Raw genomic sequence first — 25,377 nt, 5'->3', positions numbered from 1 at the left:
TGACCGCAGCGTCGAGAATAGGAGCAATATCGATGGGGGCCGCCGAAGCCGCAGGAGCCGGCGACGCTGTTGAGGATGCTGTGGATGGCGCAGCAGAGGGTGAGGCCGGGGTTGGCGTGGGCTGCGCTTTTGGTGCTGCCCCTGCCTCCTTCACCGGCGCAGCTTGCGCCTCGCCGAAAATCGCATTCTTGATCTTATCGAAAATACCCATGTCCTATCCTCCAATTTAGCCTGGTCGCATTCGCAGAAGCTAAAATGGGGCGGAGGACGAACTCATCCAGCTTGGGCTGTGAGATTGTTGCTGCGGCTGGCACAGCATGCCAACGGATGGGATGGCTCGGTCAGGCAGGCAAGCCGCAAGAATGCGGCTCGCGACATTTGATCATCAGAGGTCGACGTCGAGGATCGCCATCGAGAAGTTATAGGAGCGATCGCCATCTTCGTCGTCGAGATAGACGACACCCAGGAACTCTTCGCCGAGATAAACTTCCGCGGAATCGTCCTTCCGCGGACGCGCCTTCACGACCATCTGCGGGTTGAGCGTGCGTTTGAAATAGGCGTCGAGCTTCTTGAGTTCTTCAGGCTTCACACTTGATCTCCTAGCGGGTTTGGTTGGCCGCTTCTCGCACAGGAAAAGCAACGCTGTAAAGGCTGCGGCGGCACTTGCGCGCTTGCTTCCCCATCAGATCCGCAGGCTTTTCTGCGTTCAGATATCGGCGCCGATCACCTGATCCATGATCCGCGACGGCTCCGAACACCCGGCTTCTCCGACGACCTTCGCCGGCACGCCTGCAACTGTCGTCTTTGGCGGAACGGGCTGCAGCACGACCGAGCCGGCGGCCACGCGCGAGCAATAGCCGATCTGGATATTGCCGAGAATCTTCGCACCCGCGCCGATGAGGACGCCGCTGCCGATCTTCGGGTGACGGTCCGCGCCCTCCTTGCCCGTGCCGCCGAGCGTGACCCCATGCAGGATCGAGACGTTGTCGCCGATTACCGCCGTTTCGCCAACGACGAGGCCGGTGGCATGATCCAGGAAGATGCCCCTGCCGATACGCGCGGCGGGATTGATGTCCGTCTGGAAGACGCTGGACGACCGGCTCTGCAGATAGAGCGCGAGGTCGCGGCGCCCCTGATTGAGCAGCCAGTGCGCCAGGCGATGCGTCTGCAGTGCATGGAACCCCTTGAAATACAGAACGGCTTCCATGAAGCGGAGGCACGCCGGATCACGGTCGTAAACGGCCTGGATATCGACGCGCAGAATGTCGCTCCATTCCGGCCAGTCTTCCAGCATGTGGTCGAAGACTTGCCGCAGCAGCGTGGCCTGCATGTCGGGATGGTCGAGGCGTTCGCAGATGCGATGGATGACGCATTCTTCCAGCGAACGGTGATTGATCACCGTCGAATAGAGGAAAGCCGCCAGCACCGGATCCTTCTCCGCAGCCACGCGCGCTTCCTCGCGCAGGCTGTCCCAGATCGGATCCATGACCTTCAGCGGGCTCGCTGCTTCAAAAGGACGAGCGTCTGTCTTCGCGACCATTCCAGGTCTCCTCGTTTCCGTCGGAATGACATTATATAGGGTAAAACGCCTCTAACATAAATGGGTGCGGGAACCATGCGTTTTTAGGATGTTTTTTCGGTGACCGCGACCATTCGAGGCAGATTGTCACCGCCCGGCGACCTCCTCGTAGAACTCCAGAACGGCCTTCTTGAACACTTTATCACCGACCGCAAGCATATGATCGCGGCCGGGAATGTCGAGCGCCCGGGCATGCGGCATAAGCGCTGCCAGTTTCTCTGGAGCACCGGCAATATCGTCCTTGGTTCCAACGCCGATCAAGGTCGGCGCCTCGATCTTGCCCATGTCGGCACGCGACACGAGGTCGCGCGATCCCTGGATGCAGGATGCCAGTGCCACCCGGTCGCTCTTCGTCTGATCGGCAAACGCGCGGAACATGCGCCCGCGGGCATGCGTGACGTCGTCGAGCGAGGGTGCGAGCAGCGCATCCGCAATCGGGTCCCAGTCGCCCACGCCGTCCGTCATCCCGTTGCCGAGGCCGCCAAGCACGAGCGAGCGGACGCGATCCGGATGGGCGAGCGCCGCGAAGACGGATATCCGCGCGCCCATCGAATAGCCCATGACATTGGCTTCCGGAATGCCGAGATGATCGAGCAGCCCCACGGCATCTTCCGCCATGATCCACGGCCGGTACGCTTCTGAATCGTGAGGTTTGTCGCTCGCGCCATGGCCGCGGTTGTCGATCGCGATCACCCGGTAGCCCGCATCGCCCAGTGTCTTCAGCCAGCCGGGATGCACCCAGTTGACGTTGGCGTTCGAGGCGAAACCGTGAATGAGCAGCACCGGCGGGCCGCTCGGATCGCCTTCGTCGAAGAAGGCGAGTTTCAGGCCGTCACGGGTAAAGCTGGAAAATACAGGCGTATTCAAATTCATAAGGGCCGTCCTTTTTGGCCGGACCATATTTTATCAAAGGGCGGAGGTGAACCCTCGCCGCGCCAAAAAACCATGCGGCGTGCAGCGCTTTGGCTCTACACATTTGCGGCAAGGGATTATAAGGTCCGGGCACATTTCAAAGCTTCGGAGACAGACATGGCCGGCCACAGCATTCCCCACTTCCAGAACGACGGCGGACACGGCGTGATCGAAGTCGGCGTGAAGGAATTCATGTGCACCGGTGCATCGGCGCCGTTCGACCATCCGCATATCTTCATCGACATGGGCGACGACAACGAGAAGGTTTGCTCCTATTGCTCGACGCTCTACCGCTTCAATAGCGCGCTGAAGCCGTCCCAGACGAACCCTCCCGGCTGCGTCTTCCACGTCAAGGCAGCCTAATTCCGCTCATCCGGATCGGACCAAGTATGCCGGTCAGACATGCCGCCATCATCGGCGCCGGAATTGCGGGCCTTGCCGCTGCTCTGGCGCTCGCCAGACGCGGCATCAGCTCCGATATTTTCGAGCAGGCCGATGTACTTGCCGAGGCGGGCGCCGGCCTGCAGATCTCGCCGAACGCCTCGCGCATCCTTGGCGAGCTCGGCGTGCTGGCGGATATCGAAAAAGTCTGGCTCGAGCCGGAATCCATCCGTCTTGTCTCCGGGCACACGCTTCGCCCGCTAGCTTCCGTTCCCGCAGGCGATTTCGCCCGCAGCCGCTGGGGTGCGCCCTATGGCGTCCTGCACCGCGCGACGCTGCAAAAAGTGCTGATCGCAGCCGTCGCGGCAAATCCCCTCTGCACCCTTCATCTCGGGAGCGGAATCGAGCCCGGAGCAATCCCGCAGACCGGCCGCAAGCCGGAGGTTATCGTCGGCGCCGACGGCGTCTGGTCGAAGCTGCGGCGGGCAATCGAGGCAAGCCCCTTGCCCCGTTTTTCCGGCCACGTCGCCTATCGCTTCACGATCGCCGGCAGTTCCGCGCCGGCTTTCCTCGATCGTTCGAGTGTCTCGGCATTCCTTAGTCCTTCGGCTCACCTTGTATGCTATCCGCTGAAGGAGACGGCCAATTTCAACCTCGTCGCCATCACGGCCGGCAACGCCGCACCACAGGACTGGCGAAACGAGCCGACGGACCAGCAGTCGAAACAGCTCCGCACGCGGCTTTCGGGATGGCATCCCGATATCAAGTCTCTGCTCGGGGACGTTCAAATGACCTTCTGGCCGCTTTACGAGACGACAACGGGCCATTGGCAGAACGGAAAAGATACCGTCCTCATCGGCGATGCCGCTCACGCCATGATGCCGTTTGCGGCGCAGGGTGCAGCTATGGCGATCGAAGACGCCTATGAGCTCGCAGCCCTGCTCGGCGCCCATGAGCCCGCCGAAGCTCTGGCACGGTTCGAACGGCAGCGGGCGCCACGGATTGCTCAAGTCCGCAAGCGCGGCGCCTTCAACCGCTTTGCCTACCACGCAAGCGGACCGATCCGCCTCGGCCGTGATCTCGTGCTTGCGCTGAAACCGCCGCAAAGTCTCGCGGCGGATCTCGACTGGATCTACGGCTACCGTCCGATCGGCTGATCAGACCTCATTCGCCGCCGCAAAGCCGCGTTCGATGTCGGCCTTGATGTCGGCCACGTCTTCCAGGCCGATCTGAAGCCGGATGACAGGTCCTTCCGTCGGCGCCTTGCAGATGCGGCGGTCGTTGAGGTTGACGTGCACCGCCAGGCTCTCGAAACCGCCCCAGGAATATCCCAGGCCGAAGATCCGCAGCGCATCGAGGAAGGCGTGCGCCTTCGGCTTGAATTTCTCTGGGCTTTCTGCGGCAAGCACGAACGAGAAGATGCCGCTTGCGCCTTTGAAATCGCGCTTCCAAAGCTCGTGCGAGGGGAAGCTTGGCAGCGCCGGATGCAGCACTTTGGCGACGTCTTCCCTGCCCTCAAGCCACTTTGCGATATCAAGTGCGCTTTCATAGTGGCGCTCGAGGCGGATGCCCATCGTGCGAAGCCCGCGGAGGATCTGATAAGCGTCATCAGGCGCACCGCAAATGCCGAGCGCGCCGTTCGCCTCCTTGAGCTGCTCCCAGTGCTTGGCATTGGCCGAAACCGTGCCCATCAGAATGTCGGAATGCCCGGACGGATATTTGGTCGCGGCGTGCATGGAAATATCGACGCCGAAGTCGAGCGGCCGGAAGTAGACCGGCGTCGCCCAGGTGTTGTCCAGGGCAACGATCGCACCATGCTTGTGGGCGATCGCCGCAATGGCCGGAACGTCCTGCATTTCGAACGTGTTGGAACCCGGCGCCTCCAGGTGCACCAGCTTCGTGTTTGGTTTGAACAACTGCTCGATTCCGACGCCGATGGCCGGGTCGTAATATTCCACCTCAACGCCGAGGCGTGTCAGCATCGTGTCGCAGAAATGCCGAGTCGGCTGATAGACCGAATCGACGATCAGGGCATGATCGCCGGAGGCGAGGAATCCCAGCAACGGCACCGTGACAGCTGCAAGACCCGACGGCACCAGGATTGTCCCTGCTGCTCCCTCAAGCTCATTGATCGCTTCGCACAGCGCGTCCGTCGTCGGTGTCCCACGCGTGCCGTAGGTGTATTTCTGGGACCGTTTCTCCATCGTCTTGGCGTTCGGAAACAGTACTGTTGAGGCGTGGACGACCGGAGGATTGACGAAGCCGTGGTAGTCCAAAGGATCGTTACCGACATGCGTGAGGCGGGTATTGATTCCGGCATTCTGCAGCAAGCTGTCTTTATCTTTCATAATCTCGAATAGCCTTCTGGCGGAGGATGCAAAGCCCAACTTTTGGACCCGCCCCGCAAGCCGGTCAACCCCCCGCACGAAGCCATGCGAGGAACTATTGTGTGCCCTCACGCCACGAGATATATCAGTGAATTTTCGAGATATTTTTCCGCAGAGTCCTGCCCATTTCTTGCCCTGGTGCCTATTGCAGCGGCGCATTCGGTCAAAATGCTAATTTCTGCCCCAATTATATGCCGCGACACTTGACCGGGGTGACATTTGCGACTGTGATAGAAACACTCGCGCCGGGAGGGTGTCGAGAATTGGGGGACGCATGGCCTGCTTCGGCTGTCTCTTCAACAAAAACATAAGACAACAGATAAAAGGTTGGGAAAAAATGAACATTAAGCTCCTGTCCGCCGCCGTCGGCGCAGCAGTTTTCGCCCTTGGCGCCTCGGCTGCCTCGGCGACCACTCTTGGGGACGTGAAGGCAAAGGGTTTCATCCAGTGCGGCGTCAACTCGGGGCTTCCGGGCTTTGCGCAGCCTGATGCGTCCGGCAACTGGGCCGGTTTCGACGTTGATTTCTGCAAGGCCGTTGCTTCAGCCGTCTTCGGCGACCCGACCAAGGTCAAGTACACGCCACTTTCCGCGAAAGACCGTTTCCCGGCCCTGCAGTCCGGCGAAGTTGACCTCCTCTCGCGCAACACGACCTGGACGATCAACCGCGATACCGCTCTCGGCTTCAACTTCCGCCCGGTCACCTATTACGACGGTCAGGGCTTCATGGTTCGCAAGAGCCTCAACGTGAAATCGGCACTCGAGCTTTCCGGCGCTGCCGTCTGTGTCCAGGCCGGCACGACCACCGAGCTCAACCTCGCCGACTACTTCAAGGCCAACAACCTTCAGTACAATCCGGTCGTTTTCGAAAAGCTGGAAGAAGTCGGCGCGGCATACGAAGCCGGCCGCTGCGACGTCTATACGACCGACCAGTCGCAGCTCTACTCGGTGCGTCTGACACTGAAGAATCCTGACGAGCACGTGATCCTTCCGGAAATCATCTCCAAGGAGCCGCTCGGCCCCGCCGTTCGTCAGGGCGACGACCAGTGGTTCGATATTGTTTCCTGGACGGCCTTCGCGCTGGTCAACGCTGAAGAATTCGGCATCACCCAGGCGAACGTCGATGAGATGAAGAACTCGCCGAACCCGGACATCAAGCGCTTCCTGGGCACCGAAGCCGACACCAAGATCGGCACCGACCTCGGCCTGACCAACGACTGGGCCTACAACGTCATCAAGGGTATCGGTAACTACAGCGAAGTCTTCGAACGCAACATCGGTCAGGGCAGCCCGCTCAAGATTGCACGCGGCCTGAACGCGCTCTGGAACAAGGGCGGCATCCAGTACGCTCCGCCGGTTCGCTGACATCTGGCTCGATACAAGAACCGGAAAGGCGGGTAACCGCCTTTCCCTGATCCAAGAAAAAAGCCCGAAAAGGGCATATAGGGGAAATGGCTCGGCATGACGCAAGAGGCCTTGCATTCGACACCTTTGCCTAAGACCGGATCGACTCTACGGTCGGCCCTCTACGATCCCAGAATCAGGGGGATCTTTTTCCAGGTTCTGACCGTTCTCGTCCTCGTCGGAGGGATCTGGTGGATCGTCGATAACACGATCGCGAATCTCGCACGCAGCAATACGGCCTCCGGCTTCGCCTTCCTCAGGGGACGTGCGGGCTTCGAGGTCGGACAATCGCTTATTTCCTACTCCAGCGATTCGACTTACGCCCGCGCACTGGTCGTGGGCATCCTGAACACCATATTGGTTGCCGTAACGGGCATCATCACCGCCACCATCATCGGCTTCATCGTCGGTATCGGGCGCCTGTCGCACAACTGGCTCATCGCCAAGCTGTGCACGGTCTATGTTGAGGTGTTTCGCAATATTCCGCCGCTGCTCGTCATCTTCTTCTGGTATTCCGGCGTTCTCGCCGTGCTGCCGCAGCCGCGCGAATCCGTCCATTTGCCGTTCAGCATGTTCCTGAACAATCGCGGCCTCGCCTTCCCGAAGCCGATTTTCGAACCGGGCATGTGGGTGGTTCTGATCGCCTTGATCGTTGGCGTCATCGCCGCCCTCACCACCACCCGTTGGGCGCATAAGCGCCAGGCAGCGACGGGCCAACCGTTCCATACCATCCTGGCATCGATCGCATTGATCCTCGGCCTGCCCGTCCTCGCCTTCCTAGTGACCGGCATGCCGGTCACCTTCGATGTTCCGGTCGCCGGCAAATTCAACCTCACGGGCGGTTCGGTGGTCGGCCCGGAATTCATGTCGTTGTATTTGGCGCTATCCTTCTACACGGCAGCCTTCATCGCCGAGATCGTCCGCGCCGGTATCCGTGGCGTGGCGAAGGGCCAGTCCGAGGCCGCCAGCGCGCTCGGGCTGCATCCGTCCTCCGTGACCCGCCTGGTCGTCGTGCCGCAGGCTTTCCGCATCATCATTCCGCCGCTGACGAGCCAGTATCTGAACCTGACGAAGAATTCGTCGCTCGCGATTGCGATAGGCTTCGCGGACCTCGTCTCTGTCGGCGGAACCACGCTGAACCAGACTGGGCAGGCGATCGAAATCGTGCTGATCTGGATCGCCGTCTATCTCGGCCTCAGCATTCTCACATCGCTGTTCATGAACTGGTTCAACGCCAAGATGGCACTGGTGGAGAGATAAGATGTCGGTTTCCAACACATCCTTCGTCAGAACGGCCATACTGGCGCCTGAACCGCCACCGCCCGGCGAACGCGGTGCGTACGCGTGGCTGCGCCGCAACCTCCTCGCAACACCGAAGGACGCCGTGCTGACGGTGCTCGCCATTGCGGCGCTCGCCTGGGCCCTCCCGCACATGGTCGACTGGCTCTTCATCCAGGCCGTCTGGACCGGTCCGGACCGCACGTTCTGCGCAACGGCGGTTCAGGGCGGCATCCAGCCCGATGGCTGGAGCGGGGCCTGCTGGGCCTTCGTCAATGCGAAGTTCGATCAGTTCGTTTTCGGCCGCTATCCTCTCGACGAGCGCTGGCGTCCGACAATAGTCGGCATCCTCTTCGTCCTCCTGCTGGTGCCGATGCTGATCCCGTCGGTGCCGCGCAAGGGCCTGAACGCGATTCTGCTTTTTGCAGTGCTGCCGATCTTTTCATTCTTCATGCTCTATGGCGGCTTTGGCCTGGAAGTCGTCGAGACGCCGCTCTGGGGCGGTCTGCTCGTGACGCTGGTCGTGTCCTTCGTCGGCATGGCGGTCTCGCTGCCGGTCGGCATCTTGCTGGCGCTCGGGCGGCGATCGAACATGCCGGTCGTGAAAATGGTCTGCATCATTTTCATCGAAGTGATTCGCGGCATCCCGCTGATCACCGTTCTGTTCATGGCGAGCGTCATGCTGCCGCTCTTCCTGCCGGCAGGCTGGACGGTGGACAAGCTGCTGCGCGCGGTGATCGGTGTATCGATATTCGCCTCCGCCTATATGGCCGAGGTCATTCGCGGCGGGCTGCAGGCCATTCCGAAAGGTCAGTACGAGGGTGCGGATTCCCTCGGCTTCGGCTACTGGCAGAAGATGCGGCTCATCGTTCTGCCGCAGGCGATCAAGCTCGTCATCCCGGGCATCGTCAATACGTTCATCGGCATGTTCAAGGACACATCGCTCGTTTCGATCATCAGCATGTTCGATCTGCTCGGCATCGTCCGCCTGAACTTTGCCGACACCAACTGGGCAAGCTCCGTAACGCCGATGACCGGCCTTATCTTCGCCGGTTTCGTGTTCTGGATTTTCTGCTTCGGCATGTCGCGCTATTCCGTGTTCATGGAACGCTACCTCGACACCGGCCACAAACGATAAGAATGAAGGGAATAACTATGGCTGAACCCAAGAAAATGACCATTTCCGCTACGGATGTGGCCATCGACATCCTCAACATGAACAAGTGGTACGGCGATTTTCACGTGCTGCGCGACATCAACCTGAAAGTCATGCGCGGCGAGCGCATCGTCATCGCCGGGCCGTCCGGCTCCGGCAAGTCGACGATGATCCGCTGCATCAATCGCCTCGAAGAGCACCAGAAGGGTCACATCATCGTCGATGGCACGGAACTCACCAACGATCTGAAGAAGATCGATGAGGTCCGCCGCGAAGTCGGCATGGTGTTCCAGCACTTCAATCTGTTCCCGCACCTGACGATCCTTGAGAATTGCACGCTTGCGCCGATCTGGGTGCGCAAGATGCCGAAGAAGCAGGCCGAAGAGATCGCCATGCACTTCCTCAAGCGCGTCAAGATCCCGGAGCAGGCGAATAAATATCCGGGCCAGCTCTCCGGCGGCCAGCAGCAGCGCGTGGCGATTGCCCGCTCGCTTTGCATGAACCCGAAGATCATGCTGTTCGACGAGCCGACCTCGGCGCTCGATCCGGAAATGATCAAGGAAGTTCTTGATACGATGGTGGGCCTTGCCGAAGAAGGCATGACCATGCTCTGCGTGACCCACGAAATGGGCTTTGCCCGCCAGGTCGCAAACCGCGTCATCTTCATGGACCAGGGCCAGATCGTCGAGCAGAATTCACCCGCCGAATTCTTCGACAATCCGCAGCACGAGCGCACCAAGCTCTTCCTCAGCCAGATCCTGCACTAGGAAAGAGCAACGTTTTCAAGAAAGCCGCCGGAGCGATCCGGCGGCTTTTCTTGCTTTGGCGGAAGCCAAGCCACGCAACATTTTGCAGAGTCCAGCACCGAAGCCGGCACAAATCCGGCCGGCCTGTCCCGGAAGCGAACACTTTTTCGTTACGCATGGCCGGTTGGCAAACCGCAATGTGCCCGGCCCAATAGAAAAAACGCTGCGAAATCTTAATTCTAGACCATGCGATGCCGATGAGGGAGCACCTCCGATGAAAGTCACACTTGCCGCAGTTCTTCTTGCGAGCGCAATAACTGCGGGGTGCACCGCACGCGACATCTCCGGCCCAGGCCTGGAACCCATCCCCGGCAGCATCACCTATAACGGCCAGCCTCGCACGAAACTGACGAAATCCCCCGTCGGCTCGGCTTTCCCGCACACATTTTACGATGGAAGCCGCATTGTCGAGGAGACATACATCATTCGGCCCGACCGCAGCCTGATGATCTCAAGGCGTGTCTACCGTTCGATATTTAGAGACAACGACCACCGTTAGGAGATGGCTTCGAAAGCGCAGAATATCGCTCAACCGGCCCCTCCATCCTGTCAAATGACATCATGCAACCAGCTGCGTTAACTGTTGATTAAGCATTAGCTTGATTAAGCAAAAACTTATGCAATGCTCAGGGCCGCAAACGAGGCTTGAAACCGGGGTGGACAGTAATGGAAATTCAAGGCGCTCAGCATGCAAACGGCGGATCACAGCAACCTCTCAACTGCCGAACGGAGGTCGAAGCCGCCATGTTTGAAATGGTAAAGCAGTTGCAGCAGCACGGCTGGGAACCGGCCGAGGTGGCGCTTGCGCTGGCGGACGCTGCCGATGACTACGTGATGCTGCTTGCCAGCAAGAAAGCCGGCAGTCACTGAAGGGTTCACTTCCCCACATAGCAGCACAGCCAAGCCGGTATCGGCTTGGCTGTGCTTTCGTGTGGGTGGTTGGAAAGCTCCTATTTGCCAACGACGCAAGCGACCGGCCTCAGGCTGCGTCCATCGCCTGCTTCCCCGCCTCTTCTGAAGGCCGATAGACTTGAAATCTGTTCTTGCCGGCCGTCTTGGCTTTATAGAGAGCGCCGTCGGCCTTGATGAAAAGGTCCGTGGGCGCTGAAGCGTCAAGAAGTGCAACGCCCACTGACGCGCCGATATGCATCCGAATTCCGTCCTTCTCGACGGCCCAGCCAAGGCATTGGACGATCGCTTCGGCAAGATCGGCGACAGCATCGACCCTGCCCTGGCCACTGACAAGGACGGCGAATTCGTCACCGCCGATACGCGCAACAAGGTCTTCTCCCTGGCATATCATCAACAATCTCTCTGCTGCCTCCTTGAGGCAGTCGTCACCGGCCTGGTGACCGAAAGTGTCGTTGATGCCCTTGAAGCCGTCGAGATCGATGAGGAGAAGAGCGGCCGGACGCGCGTCGCTTGGCTGCGGCGGCGATAAGCGCTGTAAGGCGGACTGAAACTGCGCGCGATTGGGCAATCCCGTGAGCATGTCGAACTCGGCCAGATAGCGGATCTGGTCGAACATCATCTTTTCGGCGGTGATATCCAGCTTCATGCCAAAAATGCGGACAGGAACGTCACCTTCGCACTCGACGGTCGCGGTGATGCGGATCCAACGCCTGTTGCCCTTGGCTGTCAGTATCTCGGCATCCATGCTGAACCCGCTGCGCTGCTCGATCGCCTCGGTCCGGAGCCTTGTCAGTTCCTCAAGGGAGTCCGTCGAGTAGAATTTCACAATCTCGGCACGATCGAGTTCAGTGCCGGGCGCCAGGTCGAAAAGATCGTAAACCATATCGGTCCACACCAGGCCATTGTCCGGCAGGCTGCATTCCCAGACGCCGATCCTAGCGGCTTCAGACGAACGGTCGAAGATCTTCCGGCTGTGTGCAAGGGCGGCCGCCTGCTCCTTCAACTGCCGCTCCTTCTCGGCCAGAGCGAGTTCGAGCCTTTTTACGGCGGCGTCACTCCGCCTGGCGGCAAACAGCGGCAGGCTCTCAGCGAGCCTAAAGATAATGGAGAAGGGCTTCATGCCTGACCCAGCGTTATACGGCAGTTCGTATAGTTGCGCACAAGGTTTTAAGATTCTGTTTTCACTTAAGATCATTCTCATCTTCCGCAGCGGATGCCAAGATCGCGGCTTCACCGATCGCGGATGTCATCAAGCACTTTGAGACCGGCGCCGATGACCTGATCTGCACGACGGCCGTCCTCGAGCATGTCCATATCGACAAGAACTGGATCTTCGCCAAAATTGCTCGCATCGCCCAAACATCCTTGCAGTTGAGGATGAGCTTAGGGTCTGCGAGCGCCACTTTCCGTTTCCGAAAACCTCGGCATGCATTAGGTCGAGTTCAAGCCCGGCTTAGCAGACCTGCCGAAGACTCTCTGTTTACCGCTTCTTCCAGCGCGTCCAAGACTCGAACGATTTGATGTCGACCTATTGCGGGATATTCATCGACGAGCCGGAGCATATGTTATAGCTCTCGATCGATCGCTGATTTGCGTCTGTGGAAAAGACGCGATGACAAATGGTAGTTGCATCTCAAACATGAGATGAGATCGTATGCTCCAACGCGCCATTCCCGCCGACTCCCACAATTCGCAATCTTCCTTCCGTGCCGATATCGAGGGCTTGCGAGCGCTCGCGGTATCTTTGGTCATCCTCTTCCACTTTGGCATAAAACCCTTTCGCGGTGGCTTTATCGGTGTCGATGTCTTTTTTGTCATCAGCGGCTACCTGATTACGTCGATGATGGTTTCCGATCTACGGAGCGGATCATTCTCATTCGCCGCCTTTTATATCCGCCGCATCCGACGCATCGCACCTGCACTTGTTGCCGTGGTGTGCGCAAGCCTCCTTGGAGGCTGGCTGCTCTTCATGCCATCTGATTTGCAGTCTTTGGGTTGGCAGGCAACCTATGCCTCGGTTGGCCTATCGAACATCTACTTCATCACCACATCCGGATACTTTTCAAAAGCGGCGGATTCGATGCCGCTTCTTCATACCTGGTCGCTCGGGATTGAGGAGCAGTTTTATCTGTTCTGGCCGGCGCTTCTTTTCGTCCCGTGGCGCATATGGCGTAGCGCGAAAGCGCTCCTATTCACCATCATCACGATTGCATCAATCAGCCTGTGCTGGTCGATAAGCGCTGTCATTCTCGATCCAGTTTCAGCATTCTACCTGTTGCCATCGCGAGCCTGGGAACTGGCGCTCGGCGGTCTCATGGTGTTCCTGCGCCTCGACTTCAAAGAGCGAACGCGAATGTGGCTGGATGCCGTCGGCCTCCTCCTCATTCTATTGAGCAGCCTCATACTGAGAGCCGGCTTTCCGTTCCCCGGCACAACCGCGCTCCCTGTGTGCGTTGCCACTGCTATTCTTTTGGCGCCCAGCCAGCAGGGCTCCTGGACGAGGAACGTGCTGTCTGCGGCACCAGTCCGGTTCTTAGGACGTATCTCTTACTCTCTCTACCTCTGGCATTGGCCGGTGCTCGTGTTCTTCCGGACATATAGCGGCAGCGAACCGCAAGGATTTGAGACGGTCCTGACTATCGCAGCAATCATCCTTCTTTCCTGCGGATCCTATCGATTCATAGAGCAGCCGTTCCGGCGGTCCAAATCGTCACTCGCCGCTGTTGGCACCGTGGTGTCCAGCTTCTGCACTCTTGTCGTCGGCACAGCCATTGCGCTCAATGGTGGCTTCCCAGAACGCCTTCCCGCCAAGGTGGCGTTCTACGATAGCTTCAACGGCATATCCACCTTCAAAGCCTTCGACTTCAACTGCATGGGAGAGTTTGAGCGGGGAGCAACCGACAGCGAAGTTCGCAAGTGCCTGTCGCGAGTTGATGGGCGACCGAATGTCCTTTTGATTGGCGATAGCCATGCCGCCCATTTGGGCGCGGGGCTTGATGCCGTATTTCCGGATGTTCATTTCGTTGCCGTCTCCACCAGCGGCTGCAAGCCAATGATCGCGGGTCTTCGAAAACGCAATCCATCCGACTGCACAAGGGCGTTCCAACGGACAATCGAAAAGTATGCCCCAGAGAAGCTCTTCGATGCCATTGTCATCGGCGCACGATGGCGCACCGGTTCTTACCGTGATCTGAAGTCAACGGTGGAATTCCTGAAACGGTCTTCGCCTAAGGTTGTTGTCGTTGGTCCTGTAGTCGAATATCGAGACGCACTGCCAAACATTCTCTCAGCGGAATTTTTGCCTCGCCTATACTCGGACGATCGTCAAGCAATGGCGGAACTGGATGAGATCAAGCGCGTCGATGTCGATCTCAGGGGACTTCTCGCCGACACCGGGGCAGAATACTACTCGCCGCTTGAAGCGGTTTGCTCGTCGTCAGGCACCTGCAAGATGATTGCATCTGACGGGGCACCAATGGCCTCCGATTATGGCCACCTTACACCCAGCGGGTCGAAGGACATTTTTCGGATATTCCGATCCAACGGCCTCACGTTTCAGCCGTCCCGATGACAACGGCACGCTACAGTTTCGGGGCAGCCAGATCGAAGGTGTCGATCTGTTCGGGTGAAATCCATAGCGTCGAAACGAGATGCATCATCGGCTCGCTACGGCTGTTCCAGCCACAAAATCGGCACGTATTACGCGAGCGCACGCCGAAAGTTGAGCCGAGAAAATCATTTCACTTAAGCTGTTAAATTTTTGGCGACCCCTGCAGGATTCGAACCTGCGACCACCTGCTTAGAAGGCAGGTGCTTGATCAGTTCATCGTCGTTCACAACGATTCATCCACAACATTGAATGGCCTGAAAAACAAGGGGTTCTTGGCAAATCATGCCGCCATAAGATACCGTGACATTTCACCACCTGTCGCACAAATCTGTTACCCCAGCGTTACCCCAAGGGCGAGAATGGCAAAAGCACTGACCGTCAAAGCGATCGTGGCAATCAAACCTGAGGCGTTGAGGCGCGAAATACCGGACGGCGGCTTGCCGGGCCTTTATTTGATCGTTCAGCCAAAGCGAGAACGAGACGGCAAAGAGCTGCCGGCTTCCATGAGCTGGGCGATCCGCTATCGGTTCGATGGCAAGCCGAAGAAACACACGGTTGGTCCCTACCCCGCTTTCTCCCTTGCCGATGCCCGTCAGGAGGCCAGCAAGCAGTTGCGCGCCATCTCCGAAGGGAAAGACCCAGCGGCCGAGAAAGCGGCACGCAAAGACCGCAAGGTTGATTTGGTCAGCGATGCGATAGACGACTTCCTGAAACGCTATGTCGCGGTGAAGAACCGCCCTTCGGTTCTCAAGGAGCGTACCCGGCTTTTCGAGAAAGAAGTGAAGCCGAAGTGGGGCAAGCGCTCAATGCGCAGCATAACGCGGCTGGACGTGATCAAGCTGCTCGACGAGGTGGCGGAGCGCGCGCCGGTACTGGCGAATCGGCTTTTGAGCCTACTTCGGAAGTTCTTCTCATGGGCGGTCGATCGAGACATCATCGATACGTCGCCTATGGAACGGCGCGTGGCGGCGCCAGGTGCCGAGACGACGCGCGACCGCGTACTAAGTGATGAAGAGATCCGGCTTGTGTGGTTGGCGTCGGGGAAGCTCGGCTACCCCTTCGGCCCGTTTGTGCGCCTGCTACTGCTGACCGCCCAACGACGTAGCGAGGTAAGTGGCTTCTGCTGGGATGAACTAGAGATAGGCGGCAATAATCAGCTCTGGGTGATTCCTCCGGAGCGCGCGAAGAATCAGCAAGAGCATTACGTTCCGCTCACATCGGCAGCGCTGACAGAGATTGAAGCCCTTCCAAAAATCAAACCCGATGAAAAGACGGCAGCAATCTTCCTGCTGACGACCACAGGCACGACGCCGATTTCGGGCTACTCTAAAGCCAAGAAGGCGCTAGACGAGGAAATCCTGACGTTAGCGAAGGAAGAAGCTGTGAAGCGGGGAGACGACCCTGAAAGACTACCGGCGTGGGAGCCTTGGACTTTCCACGACCTACGACGAACCGCTGCGAGCGGAATGGCGCGACTAGGTGTGGCGATCCATGTCTTGGAGGCCGTGCTGAACCATCGCTCCGGCTCGATCAAGGGGGTTGCGGCGGTCTACAATCGCTATGATTATGCGGAAGAAAAACGCGCGGCGCTCACTGCTTGGGCAGATTACGTGTGGAAGCTCGCCCGAGCCAATTGCGTCTAGTCGTTCCATTGCGCCTGAACGACACCATCGAGTGCCTCAATGGCTCGGCCTAACGCTCGGTGATTGATCTTTTTCCCGATCCATCCCGCCCGATAGAAATAGGTGCCCGTTCTAGCCGCCTTGTCCAGATCAACCATTGACCAACGGATATCAAAGCAGCGCCGGCGGACCTCATCGAGGGCTGGTATCCCGGTCAGCTTGTATCCGATTCGTCGATCTCGGCGGCATCCGTGATATCTTGCGACCTGTCGGATATTGACCCAGGTCGAGTGAGGAAATGCTGCGCAAATCTCGTCGGCCGACGCGCTCCGGTACATCCGGCGAAGCTTGAAGATATCTGCGGCGCTCCAGATATGGATTTCTCGCTGAAGGCCCATTTTCCTGGCTTGGCTGGCTACGGCTATACGGGTCCGATGCGGAAGCTGCTTCACTATGGCGTCGTAGTCTGGCGCCAGCTTCCTGACGGTTTCCCACTCCGCTTCAGTCCATAGTCTTGCGCCCGACATCGTGACCCCCTCGCGCATCATCCTGCGTCTGGCACGTTCACCGCTCGCGACGTTCCGGGCGTAATAGGCTAGCGACATCCCGCACCTCCTGAGCCTATCTCATTCAGTTCCGTGCTGAGTCGCGAATCACGATTGTCGAACGGTCAAAGTTTCCACAGATCAGATGACTGTGGCCTTGCAGTCCTAGATGAGGACAGAGCCCTAAGGATTGACTCTCGGGTTAGTGTCCTGTCATCTCCTCGCCTCAGGGTTGGGGAATTCTAGAAATGCTGAAAGTTACTATTGCTGTCGCAGTAGCGTGCCTGCTGCTGTCCTCTTGTGTGCAGTCGAGCACGATGCGCGTCGCGCAAAACCAAGCAATCATTCAAACAAGCGCCGAGCCAATGTGCGGCAGCATTGGTGCAGCCCGCGCCGCTCAGAAACAAGCGGCGATCGAGACAATCAAAGCCGGTTACGACAGGTATATCATTGTCTCAGCGGCCGCCTCGAACAATGTGCAGGCGACCCAGATGCCAGGTTCCTATCGGACGTATGGAACCGTGAATTCTTTCGGAAACTTTGGCACGGTCAACACAACAACAACATACACGCCAGGCCCGGTCGTCTATAGCGGATCGCACGACCAAGCGATTGGAGTGCACATGTTCAAAGAGGGCGAACCAGGCAGTGCACAAGCGCTTTCCGCGCGCGAGACCCTGGGCCTTAAGTGGGCGGTCATCGTTAAAGACGGCATCAACTTCTGTAACTAAAGAATGTCGCTCAGCTCATAAATTGCCGCGTTGTCCTGTTTATCACGTAGGCCTTTGTAGGACGCGTGCCGGAGCTTTCCGTCATGCGTCCAGGCGCGGTATTCGATCTCGGCTATCAGCGTCGGCTGTACCCACACGATGTTCTTTCGCTTGACCTGAACGGCCGGCTTGCTGGTCTTCAGGGTGTCAAGCGTCTCCGACAGATAGATCAGATCGCGCTCTTTGAATCCGGTCCCGACATCGCCAACGTAGACGAGACTATTGCCCTTGCGCCCTGCGAGTAGCAGGCTCGCAATTCCACGGCTCGCCGAAGCGGATCGCTCGTAGCCAACAATCATGAAGCTGTCGCTCTGGAGGCACTTGACCTTGACCCAATCACCCAGGCGGCCGGAACGGTAAGTGCTATGCCGGTTCTTGGCGATAACGCCCTTCAGTCCATGCTCACATGCGGCGGCAAGGAGCTTGTCGCCGTCGGCGTTGATCTCCTCAGACAGTCGGATGGTGTCCTCGCCGCCGGCGGGGACCAAACCCTCCAGCAGATGCCGCCGCGCCATCAGGTCCATGCCGGTGAGATCGTGACCGTCGAAATAGAGGATGTCGAAGGCCACAAACATCGCTTCGAAGGAATTCTGCTTTCCACCTCGGCCGCCGAGCGATTGCTGCAGCCGTCCGAAATCGGACCGTCCCTGCTCGTCGAACACCACCGCCTCCCCGTCGAGGATTGCGGTATTCACGCCGAGCTGCTTTGCCGCCTGCTCGATTGTGGGAAATCGATGCGTCCAGTCATGGCCGCCGCGCGTCAGGATCCGCACGCCTTTCGGCTCGATGTGCACGGCCAGGCGGTAGCCGTCCCATTTGATCTCGTAGACCCAGTCCTGACCTTTCGGCACCTTCGGCTTGAGCAGCGCAAGGCATGGCTCGATGCGGTCGGGCATCGGATCAAGTTGAAGGTTCGGCTGTGCGGGATCTCGCCGCTTGCGCGGCCGGGATCGAACCGGCGAGTCGGCATCGCTGAGGAGAGGCTTGGACTTTGGCGGCTTGGTCATCCCCCATCACATCAGACTTAGCTTAAAAAGCAATCACCCGCTTGACTCGCCTCGCAGATGAGAACAATTAAGGAACAGACGAGCGGCCGTCTTTCTGAAAATCAGGGCACTGGAAACCTGTGACGAGGAGACGATGACGCATGGCCGAAACGATCGGCGAAGCAATGGATGCCGGTTGGGACCTTAAGGCCCGATGCGCATGGGGTAAGCATGAGGGTCTAAAGACCGTTCGAGCCTGCAGTTGGAAGCACGATCTGGATATCGTCACCCTGGTTGCTACGCGAGGCCGCGATTTTCCGCTGTCGATGCTGTCGGAGCGGCTGCGCTGCCCGGTGTGTGGCAGCCGGAAAGTGGCGGTGATGTTCATGCCTGCCGCCAAGCCACCCCGAGCCATGACGATGAAGCGGGAAAACCGGTGGTAGCTATGGCAAGGGAACGGAAGCCAGAACGGGTTGGGCCTGAGGAGAAGCTCGGCGATATCATGAGCTGGGAGATTTTATTCGCTATCTGCAAGTGTGAGCACTATGCCGAAGTCAATATCCGGGCGCTGAGACTGAAGTGTGGAGGCGATGCCGTCCTGCGCAAGCTTGAACCCAAGCTGCGATGCAAGAAGTGTGGCGAGACGGGTAAGTCTGGATTTTTCGTGATGAAGATGCCGAGGTAAGGAAATGCTCAGCGATGCTCATACATCGGCGCCCGGCGCCAACATTCACGAGAATCACCTATGCGACCATGAGGACGCCACCGGCATCCGGTGCACAGAGTGGGGCTGCTACGGCTTTGAGGAGATCAAGGCAATCACGCTCTGGTATTGCCGTAAACATCAGCCGTTGAATTACAAAGGCCTGCCGAGGCATGGAGGACAGAATTGATCACCGAACTGCTTATGTGCGCCTCAATGGCGGCCATCGACGGCGACACGGTCAAGTGCCTGCCGAGCGGTCAGAACATTCGATTGCTGGGAGAAGGTGTTCCGTTCGTCTCGGGCATCGATACGCCGGAAATCGGATCGCACGCGAAGTGCATCAGGGAACGGAAGCTGGCGTTAATCGCCAAGGGAAGTCAGCAATAAAATCTCGCATGGTGTCTCCATACTTCACTGCGGGGAACTAGAATGGATAAAGTAACAACACTCATTTCCCAGCATATTATCGTATACCGGATTGCTATTATCCTAATCCTTTCAATAGGATCATATTTTTCTGAAGTATTTAGGCTGATCGCTGGCGGATGGCTGATTTTGTCTGTACCCGGCGTGATCGCAAAGTACATATTCTTCCACGAAAAGAAAGAAGGATATGACAGTCCATCTCAGCTCAGATTCGTATTTGCTTTTAAAGCGCTAAAGTTTGTTTGGCGTGGGATGCGCTAGGTTACAAAGCGGAGCGGATCGAATGGAGCGGCGCGATCGACAACACGCCGTCACATCGGCCGCTGGTGAACATCTATCGGGCGAATGGGCAGGAGATCGGCCAGATTCTGTTGCGTGAAGGCTTTGCGAGGGAATGGCGGTCGCGGCATAGAAATGACTGGTGCGCTTGATCACGCCGGAGCCAAGTCGGGGCGAGTTTTAATGCCAATGAAGGTTGCACGCCGGCCATCGTAGTAGCGCCTCTCAAGCCCGCTTGCCGTTGGTTTGAGGCGAACGATATCGGTAAATCCAGTATATTCCAGCAGGCTTGTGACGGCGGCGGCATTAGGGGAAAACTGACAGAAGTCCGCTCGGCGCCAGCGTGCGGTCGTGATGTTTTTCGCATCAGGACCAACGCTTGCCACCCTACGCATATGCCACATCGGCCAGCGATCCAGAACTCGATTTATAATCGGCACCTTCATGAGGGAAGTGTCAACCACAATAACCTTTTTGGTGACGGCCGAAATGCGCTTTACGGCCATAATCGGATTTTCCAGGTGGTAGAGAATGCCGAAAAATAAGACGAGATCAAACGTCCCGTGTTTGGCCGGGTCGAGTTCCATCAGATCGAGTCGCTCAAACCTCAGATTATTAAGAGATAGGGCCTCTTTAACGAAATTCGCCTGTTCGATGTAGTGAGGTTCAGTGTCAATCCCGAGGACGTGTTTCGCTCCTGCTTTAGCGGCGTGGACAGCAAATCCGCCGCAGTTGCAGGCTATGTCGAGGACTCGTTTGCCCTCCAAACTCCCCCCGCAGGCCGACATCGTGCTTGCCCATGCATGATCAAGGAGTGTTTGCATTCGCGTCCGTTCCCTATCTTGACGAGAAGCGGCCGCCACAAAAGTGCTCAGTCCGTAGGGCAGATCAATGGCATGGTGGAATGGTGCAAGGCGGTCGATGGATGCCTGAAGCGCCTCTTTGCTGATTTTGGCCTGCGTGTCCATGCTATCACCGATCATTGACTCGCTCATCGTCCTGACTGTGGGGAAAGGATGAACGTCGTCACCGAGTTGGCGGATGGGAATTATCTAAACTAGCCTGCTCCCGTAATGTTCCGCATTTGGCTCCAAAGCTTGGGAAGTCAAAAACACCCGTACTGGAGGGGAAATCGGCAGTTGGCACTGAAGATCAGGGCGAGCCGCGCGAGCCATTCCGTAGACCTGTCCTAGGACCTTTGTCCAACTAGTCGACTGCGGCGAAAAGCCTAACTGCTGAATGACTAGGAAGCGTTGGTTGCTGGGGTGACGTTCCTCGTATCCCTCCTCCAAGGGAAAAGGAGGTCACAGCTTTGTTCACGGTCCCAGCTTGTGGCCTCCTTTAACTCTCAGGCTCTTGGCGCGTGTGACTGGACTGGAGACGATCACGGATCGTTCTGAGATAGACCAACCAGCCGGCGTGTCCGGGAAGCCGCTGTCGACGCATGCAACGTCTGCGGGGGCATGGGCCATCGCCGGCAGGCTCGGCGCGAAGCTAATCGATCTCGGAACCCTGGTCATTCTGGCCCGCTACCTGACGCCCGCGGACATGGGGCTGATCGCGATGGCCATGACGGCCGTCCTCATCGTCGAGGCCATTCTCGACCTTCCAATCGCCGCAGCACTCCTGCGGACCCAGAACCCCACCGACGATATGTTCGATACGGCGTTTACGCTTGGCGTGATCCGTGGTCTCGTCATCGGCCTGATACTTGGAATCCTGGCCTGGCCCTTGTCGCAGTTCTACGGGTATCCCGAGCTCGCCGCCGTCATCGGAATCCTCAGCTTAGCCCCCGCAATGCGGGGGATGGCGAACCCAAGGATGATCATCTTCGCCCAGCATTTCGATTTAAGACGCGATTGCGCCATCGACGTCGCATCGAAGAGTTGCGCCTTTCTCGCCGCGGTCACAGTCGCCATCGTCTTTCACAGCCATTGGGCCATCGTTGCGGCGATCATCGCGACGCCGCTTGCCGCTCTTATCCTGTCGTTCGCCTTCGTCCCCGTTGCGCCAAGGCTTACCCTTGTTGAGTGGCGTTTCTTCTCGGGCATCTTCGGATGGAATACGCTCACGCAGTTCATCTCGGCGCTGAACTGGCAGCTCGAGCGCCTTATGCTCCCCCGCTTCATCCCTGCCGCTCCCTTCGGCAAGTTCACGGTCGCGACGGACATCAGCTTCATTCCCCATCAGGCAGTCGTCCAGCCGTTGGTGAAGCCGCTGGTCGCGACCTTTGCACGCTTTGAGGATACGAAGGAGCTTGGCAGCATCTACTGCCAGGTGGTCGGAGGCTACATGCTATTTCTGGGCTTGCTCTACATGATCATGGGTGCTCTTGCGGAGCCGTTGATCGCTATCGTCTTCGGTCCTCAATGGCTGTCCGCGGCGCCGATCCTGGCCTGGCTGGCGATCATCAACATCATCGCCATACCGCTTCTGCCCCTCGTGCCGCTCGCGCTCAGGCTTAACCAGATGCATTTTCTCACAATCCGGATGGCGGCAGAGATGGCGGTCAGGATCCCGCTGACACTCGTCTGCATCGCCCTCTATGGAGTGAACGGAGCTCTTGTGGCTCAGACCGCCGCGGCTGTTGCCGTTCTGGCGATCGTGCTTTGGAGCGTTCGCGAAATGACGGGCGCAAGCGTGATCGCTCAGGTGGCCGCGTTCATACGGCCGCTAACCAGCCTCGCGCTAACCTTTGCGCTTTTCGGATATGCCTCGCCGTTTCAGTTCGAGGGACAGGATATTTTCGCCCACCTATGGCGAGCCTCCGCCGCCTGCGCCTTGATGATCGCGTGTTACGGCGGGCTGACGGCAGCCCTTTGGGGGCTCGCGGGCCGGCCAGAAGGCGCGGAAACCTACGCAATCAGAAGAGTCCTCCAAATGTGAAAGTTTAGCCGCGTACCGCCGCGCGAAGCCCAGTGTCGCTCGCGAGCCGAGCAAGACCTACATATGTTCAGCGAGAAGCCCTTCCCTCTCAGGCGATCAGATCTCACCTACAAGCAGCTCGGCGCGCGCCGCAATTCTTTCATAGGCGCGATCGATTGGGTCGCGCGCGTCAGGGATTGGGAGAAAAGGATGCATCCCCAGACGCAGCAGAGCCTTCAGGTGATCCCGTCCGGATTCGAAGCCGGCGACTCGCGCAAATGGCTTCATCCTAAAGCCGCCAGGATAGAGGCGGGCGAACTCAGCGAAGTTCGTGAAGCCCTCGTAATTGTCGGCCCAGAGGAGGAAGCTCTCGGCAGGCGCTCCTTCGGCGAAGATCACCTCATGGGTTTCGAGCACCACGTGGAAATATTCGATCACCTCGCCGTCGGCAGGAGGCACCGGCACAATAGACATCCCATTGACGAGGTCCTTCACCAGGATAAGGCTGCCATCAACGAACAGAGCGTGGCCAGGGGAGAGATAGAGGTCCCTATAAGGTGTCCCCTCGTCCAGTGCATTCCGTGAAATGCGGATCGGCACGACGTCGGCATTCCAGGAAGAACCGCTTCGCTTGTAGAGGCTACGACCGATCCATTTGACCGGCTTGACCGGACCGGGTAGGGACAAGACAAGGTCCCCGACCTGAAGATCCTCCACGCATCTCTCGCCTGCCCAGGTTAGGATAGAAGTGCCGCGGAGAAAGCACGGGCCACCATTGCCGTTGCCGTTGTTGCCGTTGCCATTCCCACCGCCGTTACCATTGCCATTCCCGTTGTTCCCGTTGCCGTTGCCACGGCTCTGTGCTTGGGCGCTGAACCCAGAAAGCATAGTTGAGCCGGCGATTGCCATCGCCGTTACCCTGGCACCTGTTGCAGCAGCGAGACCGAGAAAATGACGCCGTGCTTGATTGAGCTGTGATGGTCGTTCTTTTGCCGACATAGCTCTCTCCTTTGACTTACATTTCGGAGATATTTGGCCCCTATTTTCTAGCGAAATGTCTATGTGGGAAAGCTGTCCCATTGGCTGCCCGCCGCAGCCATAACGACAATGGTTCAGGCAAAGGAGGGGGCCTCTCAGTCTTTTGGAGGGGTGGTGTGCCACCAGGAATGCCAGACGCTCGCGACCGCCGCGCTGGTAGGGGCTGTTGGCTATCTGGCAGCTATTCCAATGATCTGTGGGACCTAAGGCCGTCTTCCAGAGCTTCTAGGCTTGCGGTACGCTACCAAGAGTTGGCGGGCTGGGAGGAACATGCCAATGATTGAATCATGCAGCCGGTTCTGGCGAGCGGCTAAAAGCCGCCTCTCATCGCGAAGGATCGATGTTACGGTCGTGGCCGATCCCGCCCTTATCTCCTCCTCCGCCGTTTCCCTTTCCACATCAGCACTTCATGCGGCACTGATGGAACATCTTGAGCGGAAGGGGATCATTTCCGCAGAGGAGCAAAAAGCAATCTTTGAGCGCGCACTGGAGTTGCTGGAGACCGATCCAGCTGACGATGGTGGCATCACGGCACTTGCGCAAAACCTCATCGAACAGCAGCTTCCACAAGGTGAAATCCCGCAACGGGTCAACGCCTCTTTTTAATGCGCCCAGTTCGGAACATTAGGGGCGTCTAATTGTTGATTGTTTGGGATCGCGTGGCATGGTTCGCTGATAGACCCTTCCTTTGCCTTACTGGAAAGTCGCGCGATCCTTTCTTCGTCAAACTGCCCCGCTTCGGCGGGGCCTCTTTTTGACCGTACGGTTCCGAACGGGAACAGGCCCCGATCCCGAGCGTTTGGGTGACGGCCGCGCGGTTAGACTTCCTTACCTCAGCCGCCAGTGGTGTTAGATTGCAGCTTTCATCCTGGTGCCGCGCGGTCACCTTTCCCCGTAACCTGCCCCGCTTAGGGGTTTTTTTGGAACATTACGGAACCAGCTTTGTTTGGCGCGCTTGGGGGTGCGCGGCAGTTCTTCTGTTCAGCCCGGATGACACCCATCTCCGGGTGCCGCGTGGTCAATCCCGCGCTGAATGGCTAGGGGACACAAGAGGCGCGGCAAGGGCTCGCTTTTCCGTAGGAGCGGGCCCTTCGATCTTAATCCAAATTAATTATTGACGCGCAGGCTCCCCGGAGCTTTAGTTTTCGGCGCTGGAGCCCCCCAAAGTGCAGCGCATGACGGCAACGGTGTTCCCCACTATCCCGAGGCCGCCATACGACCAAGGGCTCGCCATTCTCCGACCCTTTTGGACGGGCCCTTGGTCGTATTTCCATGTCTAGTGCGACGGCCCTGCCCCGCAGAGCGAGGTGCTGACGGCCGATGTGATCGATGCGCTCCGGACACACTCGGTAGGTTGGCGGCGGTCTTGGAGGCTCTCAGCTGATGGCTAAGCGCACGCCACAGACGGGAACAATGGGCAGCCTTGATTGTTCTCCGATCGCGTAACAGGAGACTGTCCGTCGATGGCGAGGTATTATTTTCACATCCGTACTGGCGATCAATTGGTCGAAGACGACGAAGGTGTCGAGTTGCCGAACGTCGCGGCCGTTCAGCAAGAGGCCCGCAACGCTGCTCGCGAGATGATTGCGGAATTAGTCATGGGCGGCGAGCAGATCGCGGCACAGCGCTTCGAAATCGTGGATGAAAGCGGCGATATCGTCGCGGTTCTGCCGTTCGGCTTCATGGTCCTGGATTGACCCCAGCAGATGAACCGCGC

25 protein-coding genes, 1 tRNA gene and 2 pseudogenes are annotated in these 25,377 nt (G+C 58.3%); 17 read left to right on the top strand and 11 right to left on the bottom strand.

What is annotated here, in order from left to right:
* From ACPYOJ_RS27735 to ACPYOJ_RS27720, 4 genes and pseudogenes are all read right to left on the bottom strand, one after another.
* Nucleotides 1-211, bottom strand: a pseudogene (locus ACPYOJ_RS27735) (hypothetical protein); the annotation flags it as partial.
* 174 nt (nt 212-385) lie between these two features.
* The gene (locus tag ACPYOJ_RS27730) at nt 386-589 is read right to left on the bottom strand and encodes a DUF3126 family protein (RefSeq protein ID WP_168832821.1); all 204 of its coding nucleotides are present in this window, start codon (nt 587-589) and stop codon (nt 386-388) included.
* A 117-nt stretch (nt 590-706) separates the two neighbouring features.
* Nucleotides 707-1,540 carry a serine O-acetyltransferase gene (gene cysE / locus ACPYOJ_RS27725; protein ID WP_481419109.1) on the bottom strand — a complete coding sequence of 278 codons (834 nt, stop codon included), beginning with the start codon at nt 1,538-1,540 and terminating at the stop codon, nt 707-709.
* A 126-nt stretch (nt 1,541-1,666) separates the two neighbouring features.
* The gene (locus tag ACPYOJ_RS27720; protein ID WP_481419108.1) at nt 1,667-2,452 is read right to left on the bottom strand and encodes an alpha/beta fold hydrolase; all 786 of its coding nucleotides are present in this window, start codon (nt 2,450-2,452) and stop codon (nt 1,667-1,669) included.
* A gap of 156 nt (nt 2,453-2,608) precedes the next feature.
* Between ACPYOJ_RS27720 and ACPYOJ_RS27715 the strand changes: the two genes are divergently transcribed.
* Together ACPYOJ_RS27715 and ACPYOJ_RS27710 are read left to right on the top strand one after the other, a co-directional pair.
* Nucleotides 2,609-2,854 carry a zinc-finger domain-containing protein gene (locus ACPYOJ_RS27715; protein WP_168832824.1) on the top strand — a complete coding sequence of 82 codons (246 nt, stop codon included), beginning with the start codon at nt 2,609-2,611 and terminating at the stop codon, nt 2,852-2,854.
* Between the two features lie 26 nt (nt 2,855-2,880).
* Entirely contained in the window at nt 2,881-4,029 is a 1,149-nt protein-coding gene (locus tag ACPYOJ_RS27710; RefSeq protein ID WP_481419107.1) for an FAD-dependent monooxygenase, read from the top strand.
* Here ACPYOJ_RS27710 and ACPYOJ_RS27705 read toward each other — a convergent pair whose 3' ends face one another.
* Complete coding sequence (locus ACPYOJ_RS27705; protein ID WP_481419106.1) at nt 4,030-5,220, bottom strand: cystathionine beta-lyase; 1,191 nt, start codon at nt 5,218-5,220, stop codon at nt 4,030-4,032.
* A 376-nt stretch (nt 5,221-5,596) separates the two neighbouring features.
* Between ACPYOJ_RS27705 and ACPYOJ_RS27700 the strand changes: the two genes are divergently transcribed.
* The 6 genes from ACPYOJ_RS27700 to ACPYOJ_RS27675 all read left to right on the top strand — a co-directional run bounded on the left by ACPYOJ_RS27700 (nt 5,597) and on the right by ACPYOJ_RS27675 (nt 10,771).
* Complete coding sequence (locus tag ACPYOJ_RS27700) at nt 5,597-6,622, top strand: amino acid ABC transporter substrate-binding protein (RefSeq protein WP_168832827.1); 1,026 nt, start codon at nt 5,597-5,599, stop codon at nt 6,620-6,622.
* A 96-nt stretch (nt 6,623-6,718) separates the two neighbouring features.
* Entirely contained in the window at nt 6,719-7,921 is a 1,203-nt protein-coding gene (locus ACPYOJ_RS27695) for an amino acid ABC transporter permease (RefSeq protein WP_481419105.1), read from the top strand.
* A 1-nt stretch (nt 7,922) separates the two neighbouring features.
* Nucleotides 7,923-9,077: an amino acid ABC transporter permease gene (locus ACPYOJ_RS27690; protein ID WP_168832829.1), complete on the top strand. Its 1,155-nt coding sequence runs from the start codon at nt 7,923-7,925 to the stop codon at nt 9,075-9,077.
* Nucleotides 9,078-9,094: 17 nt separating this feature from the next.
* The gene (locus ACPYOJ_RS27685; protein ID WP_168832830.1) at nt 9,095-9,862 is read left to right on the top strand and encodes an amino acid ABC transporter ATP-binding protein; all 768 of its coding nucleotides are present in this window, start codon (nt 9,095-9,097) and stop codon (nt 9,860-9,862) included.
* Nucleotides 9,863-10,115: 253 nt separating this feature from the next.
* Nucleotides 10,116-10,400, top strand: a complete 285-nt coding sequence (locus ACPYOJ_RS27680) for a hypothetical protein (protein ID WP_481419104.1) — start codon at nt 10,116-10,118, stop codon at nt 10,398-10,400.
* Nucleotides 10,401-10,645: 245 nt separating this feature from the next.
* Entirely contained in the window at nt 10,646-10,771 is a 126-nt protein-coding gene (locus tag ACPYOJ_RS27675) for a hypothetical protein (protein ID WP_409527104.1), read from the top strand.
* Between the two features lie 109 nt (nt 10,772-10,880).
* Here ACPYOJ_RS27675 and ACPYOJ_RS27670 read toward each other — a convergent pair whose 3' ends face one another.
* Entirely contained in the window at nt 10,881-11,933 is a 1,053-nt protein-coding gene (locus tag ACPYOJ_RS27670; RefSeq protein ID WP_481419103.1) for a diguanylate cyclase domain-containing protein, read from the bottom strand.
* A gap of 534 nt (nt 11,934-12,467) precedes the next feature.
* On the opposite strand from ACPYOJ_RS27670, the gene ACPYOJ_RS27665 reads away from it, so the two are divergent.
* Nucleotides 12,468-14,384 (top strand): acyltransferase family protein, encoded by a 1,917-nt coding sequence (locus tag ACPYOJ_RS27665; protein ID WP_481419102.1) that lies wholly within the window; start codon nt 12,468-12,470, stop codon nt 14,382-14,384.
* Nucleotides 14,385-14,574: 190 nt separating this feature from the next.
* On the opposite strand, the gene ACPYOJ_RS27660 is transcribed toward ACPYOJ_RS27665, so the two are convergent.
* Nucleotides 14,575-14,695, bottom strand: a tRNA-Arg gene (locus tag ACPYOJ_RS27660).
* Nucleotides 14,696-14,782: 87 nt separating this feature from the next.
* Between ACPYOJ_RS27660 and ACPYOJ_RS27655 the strand changes: the two genes are divergently transcribed.
* Complete coding sequence (locus ACPYOJ_RS27655; protein ID WP_481419101.1) at nt 14,783-16,066, top strand: tyrosine-type recombinase/integrase; 1,284 nt, start codon at nt 14,783-14,785, stop codon at nt 16,064-16,066.
* On the opposite strand, the gene ACPYOJ_RS27650 is transcribed toward ACPYOJ_RS27655, so the two are convergent.
* Nucleotides 16,063-16,650 carry a hypothetical protein gene (locus tag ACPYOJ_RS27650; RefSeq protein ID WP_481419100.1) on the bottom strand — a complete coding sequence of 196 codons (588 nt, stop codon included), beginning with the start codon at nt 16,648-16,650 and terminating at the stop codon, nt 16,063-16,065. The two genes, ACPYOJ_RS27655 and ACPYOJ_RS27650, sit on opposite strands and share 4 nt — an antisense overlap.
* Nucleotides 16,651-16,838: 188 nt before the next feature.
* On the opposite strand from ACPYOJ_RS27650, the gene ACPYOJ_RS27645 reads away from it, so the two are divergent.
* Complete coding sequence (locus ACPYOJ_RS27645) at nt 16,839-17,321, top strand: hypothetical protein (RefSeq protein WP_481419099.1); 483 nt, start codon at nt 16,839-16,841, stop codon at nt 17,319-17,321.
* Here ACPYOJ_RS27645 and ligD read toward each other — a convergent pair.
* The gene (gene ligD / locus ACPYOJ_RS27640) at nt 17,318-18,367 is read right to left on the bottom strand and encodes a non-homologous end-joining DNA ligase (RefSeq protein WP_481419098.1); all 1,050 of its coding nucleotides are present in this window, start codon (nt 18,365-18,367) and stop codon (nt 17,318-17,320) included. The two genes, ACPYOJ_RS27645 and ligD, sit on opposite strands and share 4 nt — an antisense overlap.
* Before the next feature lie 140 nt (nt 18,368-18,507).
* On the opposite strand from ligD, the gene ACPYOJ_RS27635 reads away from it, so the two are divergent.
* The 3 genes and pseudogenes from ACPYOJ_RS27635 to ACPYOJ_RS27625 all read left to right on the top strand — a co-directional run bounded on the left by ACPYOJ_RS27635 (nt 18,508) and on the right by ACPYOJ_RS27625 (nt 19,739).
* Nucleotides 18,508-18,789, top strand: a complete 282-nt coding sequence (locus tag ACPYOJ_RS27635; RefSeq protein ID WP_168827806.1) for a hypothetical protein — start codon at nt 18,508-18,510, stop codon at nt 18,787-18,789.
* Nucleotides 18,790-19,253: 464 nt separating this feature from the next.
* Nucleotides 19,254-19,427: pseudogene (locus ACPYOJ_RS27630) on the top strand (thermonuclease family protein); the annotation flags it as partial.
* Nucleotides 19,428-19,481: 54 nt separating this feature from the next.
* Complete coding sequence (locus tag ACPYOJ_RS27625) at nt 19,482-19,739, top strand: hypothetical protein (RefSeq protein ID WP_481419097.1); 258 nt, start codon at nt 19,482-19,484, stop codon at nt 19,737-19,739.
* A 170-nt stretch (nt 19,740-19,909) separates the two neighbouring features.
* Here the strand turns inward: ACPYOJ_RS27625 and ACPYOJ_RS27620 are convergent, their stop codons facing one another.
* Complete coding sequence (locus tag ACPYOJ_RS27620; RefSeq protein WP_481419096.1) at nt 19,910-20,725, bottom strand: class I SAM-dependent methyltransferase; 816 nt, start codon at nt 20,723-20,725, stop codon at nt 19,910-19,912.
* A gap of 451 nt (nt 20,726-21,176) precedes the next feature.
* Here ACPYOJ_RS27620 and ACPYOJ_RS27615 point away from each other — a divergent pair, with 451 nt between their 5' ends.
* On the top strand, nt 21,177-22,643 hold the full coding sequence (locus tag ACPYOJ_RS27615; protein ID WP_481419095.1) for an oligosaccharide flippase family protein: 1,467 nt from the start codon (nt 21,177-21,179) through the stop codon (nt 22,641-22,643).
* A gap of 96 nt (nt 22,644-22,739) precedes the next feature.
* Here ACPYOJ_RS27615 and ACPYOJ_RS27610 read toward each other — a convergent pair whose 3' ends face one another.
* Entirely contained in the window at nt 22,740-23,621 is an 882-nt protein-coding gene (locus ACPYOJ_RS27610) for a Hint domain-containing protein (RefSeq protein ID WP_481419094.1), read from the bottom strand.
* Between the two features lie 309 nt (nt 23,622-23,930).
* On the opposite strand from ACPYOJ_RS27610, the gene ACPYOJ_RS27605 reads away from it, so the two are divergent.
* Together ACPYOJ_RS27605 and ACPYOJ_RS27600 are read left to right on the top strand one after the other, a co-directional pair.
* Nucleotides 23,931-24,266, top strand: coding sequence for a hypothetical protein (locus ACPYOJ_RS27605; protein ID WP_481419093.1), 336 nt, complete (start codon nt 23,931-23,933; stop codon nt 24,264-24,266).
* A gap of 857 nt (nt 24,267-25,123) precedes the next feature.
* Nucleotides 25,124-25,357: a DUF6894 family protein gene (locus ACPYOJ_RS27600; protein WP_168833152.1), complete on the top strand. Its 234-nt coding sequence runs from the start codon at nt 25,124-25,126 to the stop codon at nt 25,355-25,357.
* Nucleotides 25,358-25,377: the final 20 nt, after the last annotated feature.

Source organism: Rhizobium sp. SVR5-9E, assembly GCF_056755095.1.
Note: the sequence above shows the minus strand (reverse complement) of the source record. Positions and strands in the feature narration are given on the sequence as shown.

Excerpts from the sequence above, each read along its gene's own strand:
- ACPYOJ_RS27635 (WP_168827806.1), top strand. The coding sequence starts at position 18,508 with ATGGCCGAAACGATCGGCGAAGCAATGGATGCCGGTTGGGACCTTAAG.
- ACPYOJ_RS27645 (WP_481419099.1), top strand. The coding sequence starts at position 16,839 with ATGCTGAAAGTTACTATTGCTGTCGCAGTAGCGTGCCTGCTGCTGTCC.
- ACPYOJ_RS27710 (WP_481419107.1), top strand. The coding sequence starts at position 2,881 with ATGCCGGTCAGACATGCCGCCATCATCGGCGCCGGAATTGCGGGCCTT.
- ACPYOJ_RS27675 (WP_409527104.1), top strand. The coding sequence starts at position 10,646 with ATGTTTGAAATGGTAAAGCAGTTGCAGCAGCACGGCTGGGAACCGGCC.
- ACPYOJ_RS27665 (WP_481419102.1), top strand. The coding sequence starts at position 12,468 with ATGCTCCAACGCGCCATTCCCGCCGACTCCCACAATTCGCAATCTTCC.
- ACPYOJ_RS27610 (WP_481419094.1), bottom strand. The coding sequence starts at position 23,621 with ATGTCGGCAAAAGAACGACCATCACAGCTCAATCAAGCACGGCGTCAT.
- ACPYOJ_RS27690 (WP_168832829.1), top strand. The coding sequence starts at position 7,923 with ATGTCGGTTTCCAACACATCCTTCGTCAGAACGGCCATACTGGCGCCT.
- ACPYOJ_RS27680 (WP_481419104.1), top strand. The coding sequence starts at position 10,116 with ATGAAAGTCACACTTGCCGCAGTTCTTCTTGCGAGCGCAATAACTGCG.
- ACPYOJ_RS27705 (WP_481419106.1), bottom strand. The coding sequence starts at position 5,220 with ATGAAAGATAAAGACAGCTTGCTGCAGAATGCCGGAATCAATACCCGC.
- ACPYOJ_RS27625 (WP_481419097.1), top strand. The coding sequence starts at position 19,482 with ATGGATAAAGTAACAACACTCATTTCCCAGCATATTATCGTATACCGG.
- ligD (WP_481419098.1), bottom strand. The coding sequence starts at position 18,367 with ATGACCAAGCCGCCAAAGTCCAAGCCTCTCCTCAGCGATGCCGACTCG.
- ACPYOJ_RS27670 (WP_481419103.1), bottom strand. The coding sequence starts at position 11,933 with ATGAAGCCCTTCTCCATTATCTTTAGGCTCGCTGAGAGCCTGCCGCTG.
- ACPYOJ_RS27600 (WP_168833152.1), top strand. The coding sequence starts at position 25,124 with ATGGCGAGGTATTATTTTCACATCCGTACTGGCGATCAATTGGTCGAA.
- ACPYOJ_RS27620 (WP_481419096.1), bottom strand. The coding sequence starts at position 20,725 with ATGGACACGCAGGCCAAAATCAGCAAAGAGGCGCTTCAGGCATCCATC.
- ACPYOJ_RS27715 (WP_168832824.1), top strand. The coding sequence starts at position 2,609 with ATGGCCGGCCACAGCATTCCCCACTTCCAGAACGACGGCGGACACGGC.
- ACPYOJ_RS27685 (WP_168832830.1), top strand. The coding sequence starts at position 9,095 with ATGGCTGAACCCAAGAAAATGACCATTTCCGCTACGGATGTGGCCATC.
- ACPYOJ_RS27655 (WP_481419101.1), top strand. The coding sequence starts at position 14,783 with ATGGCAAAAGCACTGACCGTCAAAGCGATCGTGGCAATCAAACCTGAG.
- cysE (WP_481419109.1), bottom strand. The coding sequence starts at position 1,540 with ATGGTCGCGAAGACAGACGCTCGTCCTTTTGAAGCAGCGAGCCCGCTG.
- ACPYOJ_RS27650 (WP_481419100.1), bottom strand. The coding sequence starts at position 16,650 with ATGTCGCTAGCCTATTACGCCCGGAACGTCGCGAGCGGTGAACGTGCC.
- ACPYOJ_RS27695 (WP_481419105.1), top strand. The coding sequence starts at position 6,719 with ATGACGCAAGAGGCCTTGCATTCGACACCTTTGCCTAAGACCGGATCG.
- ACPYOJ_RS27700 (WP_168832827.1), top strand. The coding sequence starts at position 5,597 with ATGAACATTAAGCTCCTGTCCGCCGCCGTCGGCGCAGCAGTTTTCGCC.
- ACPYOJ_RS27605 (WP_481419093.1), top strand. The coding sequence starts at position 23,931 with ATGCCAATGATTGAATCATGCAGCCGGTTCTGGCGAGCGGCTAAAAGC.
- ACPYOJ_RS27720 (WP_481419108.1), bottom strand. The coding sequence starts at position 2,452 with ATGAATTTGAATACGCCTGTATTTTCCAGCTTTACCCGTGACGGCCTG.